Annotated in this window: 3 protein-coding genes; all 3 read left to right on the plus strand. The window is 69.1% G+C overall.

Annotation, left to right across the window (positions count from 1 at the left end; translation table 11 throughout):
• Window positions 1-84 precede the first annotated feature (84 nt).
• From tnpA to tnpC, 3 genes are read left to right on the plus strand one after another with little or no spacing between them, the layout of a single operon-like run.
• The gene (gene tnpA, locus C725_RS15015; RefSeq protein WP_038283787.1) at window positions 85-516 is read left to right on the plus strand and encodes an IS66-like element accessory protein TnpA; all 432 of its coding nucleotides are present in this window, start codon (window positions 85-87) and stop codon (window positions 514-516) included.
• A gap of 23 nt (window positions 517-539) precedes the next feature.
• Entirely contained in the window at window positions 540-869 is a 330-nt protein-coding gene (tnpB, locus tag C725_RS15020) for an IS66 family insertion sequence element accessory protein TnpB (protein ID WP_008604020.1), read from the plus strand.
• Between the two features lie 33 nt (window positions 870-902).
• Complete coding sequence (gene tnpC, locus C725_RS15025; protein WP_008604021.1) at window positions 903-2,474, plus strand: IS66 family transposase; 1,572 nt, start codon at window positions 903-905, stop codon at window positions 2,472-2,474.
• Window positions 2,475-2,487 lie beyond the last annotated feature (13 nt).

Below are 2,487 nucleotides of genomic sequence, written 5' to 3' on the forward strand. Positions count from 1 at the left end.
GTAAGCGCTGTGCCGTCCCCACATTGCAGCCGCTGAGCTGACCGCTGAAGGAAGCGTTTTTCGCGGTTGCAGGAGCTTGGAGCTATGTCGGGGTCATGTGACGGAGCCAGTCCGGAGCCGGAGCAGGTGCGGCGCTTCGAGGTATTCACCGGCACGGGGCGCCGGCGGCAGTTTCCGCTGGAGGAGAAGCTGGCGCTGGTGGCGCAGATGGCTACCTCGGATAACATCAGCGCGCTGGCCCGCCGCCATGATCTTCGTCCCTCGCAGCTGTTCACCTGGCGGCGCGAGCTACGCTACGCCGCCGAGGCAGCAGCGGGACCCGCTTTCGTGCCCGCCGTGGTCACGCCGCCGGGAGCTGCGAGTGCGCAGCGGCCGCGTCCGTCACCGGAGCCCCGTGCCGCGCGCAAGGGAACGGCGATCGAAGTGGAGCTGGAGGGTGCGCGCCTTGCGATTGCGCACGGCACCGACCCGGCGCTGGTGACCGCGGCCCTCGAGGCGCTGCAGGCCTCCCGGTGATCGGTCCCGGTACAGGCGCGCGGGTGCTGATCGCCACCAGCCCGGTGGATTTCCGTAAAGGGCCGGACTCGCTCGCGGCGCTCATCAAGGCGGAGCTCGGCGCGGATCCGTTTTCCGGCGTCGTCTACGTGTTTCGCGCGCGGCGGGCGGACCGCGTCAAGCTGGTCTGGTGGGACGGCACCGGACTGTGCCTGATGGCGAAGCGTCTCGAGCAGGGCAGCTTCCGCTGGCCGCGTATCCAGGACGGCGTGATGCGTCTGAGCTCGGCCCAGCTCGGCGCGCTCATGGAAGGTCTGGACTGGCGCCGGGTGCATGGCGGAAGGCGTCCGCAGGCGCCGCGTATCACTGCTTGACGCGCCTCTTGGCCGGTGATTCAGTCGTCATCGATGCTGCTCGAGGCTGACCTTCCCGACGATCCTGATGCGCTCCGCGCGATCATCGCCGGCCAGGCGGAAGCGCAGCGCCGCCTTACCGATCAGGTCGCTGCGCTCGAGGCCGCCGGCACCGAGGCCGACGCGGAGATCGCCCGGCTGAACGCGATCATCGCGGCGTTCCAGCGGCACCGGTTCGGCGCTCGCTCCGAGCAGCTGGACGAGGATCAGCTGCAGCTCGCCCTCGAGGAGATCGGCGCGGCGCTGGCAAGCGTGCACGCGGGCCGCGAGGCGGCCGCGAAGGATGCTGGCACGCCGCCGCCGCGCAAGACGAACCGCGGATCGCTGCCCGCGCATCTCGAACGCATCGAGCAGACGCTGGAGCTCGAGGAGCGGGTCTGCAGCTGCTGCGGCGGCGATCTCCATGTCATCGGCGAGGATGTCGCGGAGCGGCTCGATGTCGTCCCCGCCAGCTTCCGGGTCCTCGTCACGCGGCGCCCGCGTTACGGCTGCCGCTCCTGCGAGGCGGCGCCCGTGCAGGCCCCGGCGCCCGCTCGCATCGTCGACCGCGGCATTCCCACCGAGGCGCTCGTCGCCCATGTCCTCACAGCCAAGTATGCGGACCATCTGCCCCTTTACCGCCAGGCGCAGATATACGCGCGCCAAGGCGTCACGCTCGACCGCTCCACCCTCGCCGACTGGACCGGACGGGCAGCCTGGTGGCTGAGGCCGCTGCGGGATCACCTCCTTGCCGAGCTGAAGAAGAGCGGCAAGCTGTTCGCCGACGAGACGACCGCGCCGGTGCTCGATCCCGGGCGCGGCCGTACCAAGACCGGACAGCTATGGGCCTACGCCAGGGATGACCGGTCGTGGGGCGGTGCTGATCCGCCGGCGGTGGCCTATCGCTATGCGCCTGATCGCAAGGCCGAGCGGCCGATCGAGCATCTTACCGGCTTTGCCGGGACGCTGCAGGTCGACGGCTATGGTGGCTACGGCGCGCTCGCGCGCCGCGGCGACGTGCAACTGGCGTTCTGCTGGGCGCATGTGAGGCGGCGGTTCTACGAACTCGCGGCACAAGGAACATCGCCGGTCGCTAGCGAGGTGCTCACGCGTATCGCCGCCCTCTACAAGGTGGAGGCGGATGTGCGCGGCGCGTCTGCTGGAGACCGCCAGAAGGTGCGCCAGGAACGCAGCACGCCTCTGGTGCAGGGCCTTCGCCAGCTCCTCGATGCCAGGCTGGGCCAACTCAGCCGTAAGAGCCGCCTCGCCGAGGCGATCCGCTATGCCCTCATCCGATGGGACGGTCTCGTCCTGTTCCTCGAGGATGGCCGCATAGAGCTCGACAATAACAGCGTCGAACGCAGCATCCGCCCGCTCGCGCTTAATCGCAAGAACGCTCTGTTCGCCGGCTCAGACCAGGGCGGCGAGCACTGGGCCGTCATCGCCTCGCTCATCGAAACCTGCAAGCTGAACAAGGTCAATCCGGAAGCTTGGCTCACCCAGACGCTCACGAGACTTGCTCAGGGTCACAGCAGCCAGCGGCTCGGCGAACTCATGCCGTGGAACTACACCCCCACCGTGGGCTGAGCACACCGCTTAC

The sequence above is a fragment of the Pacificimonas flava genome (assembly GCF_000342165.1).
Lineage (GTDB): Bacteria > Pseudomonadota > Alphaproteobacteria > Sphingomonadales > Sphingomonadaceae > Pacificimonas > Pacificimonas flava.

Coding starts and splice junctions, on each gene's coding strand:
- tnpA (WP_038283787.1), top strand. CDS start 85: ATGTCGGGGTCATGTGACGGAGCCAGTCCGGAGCCGGAGCAGGTGCGG.
- tnpC (WP_008604021.1), top strand. CDS start 903: ATGCTGCTCGAGGCTGACCTTCCCGACGATCCTGATGCGCTCCGCGCG.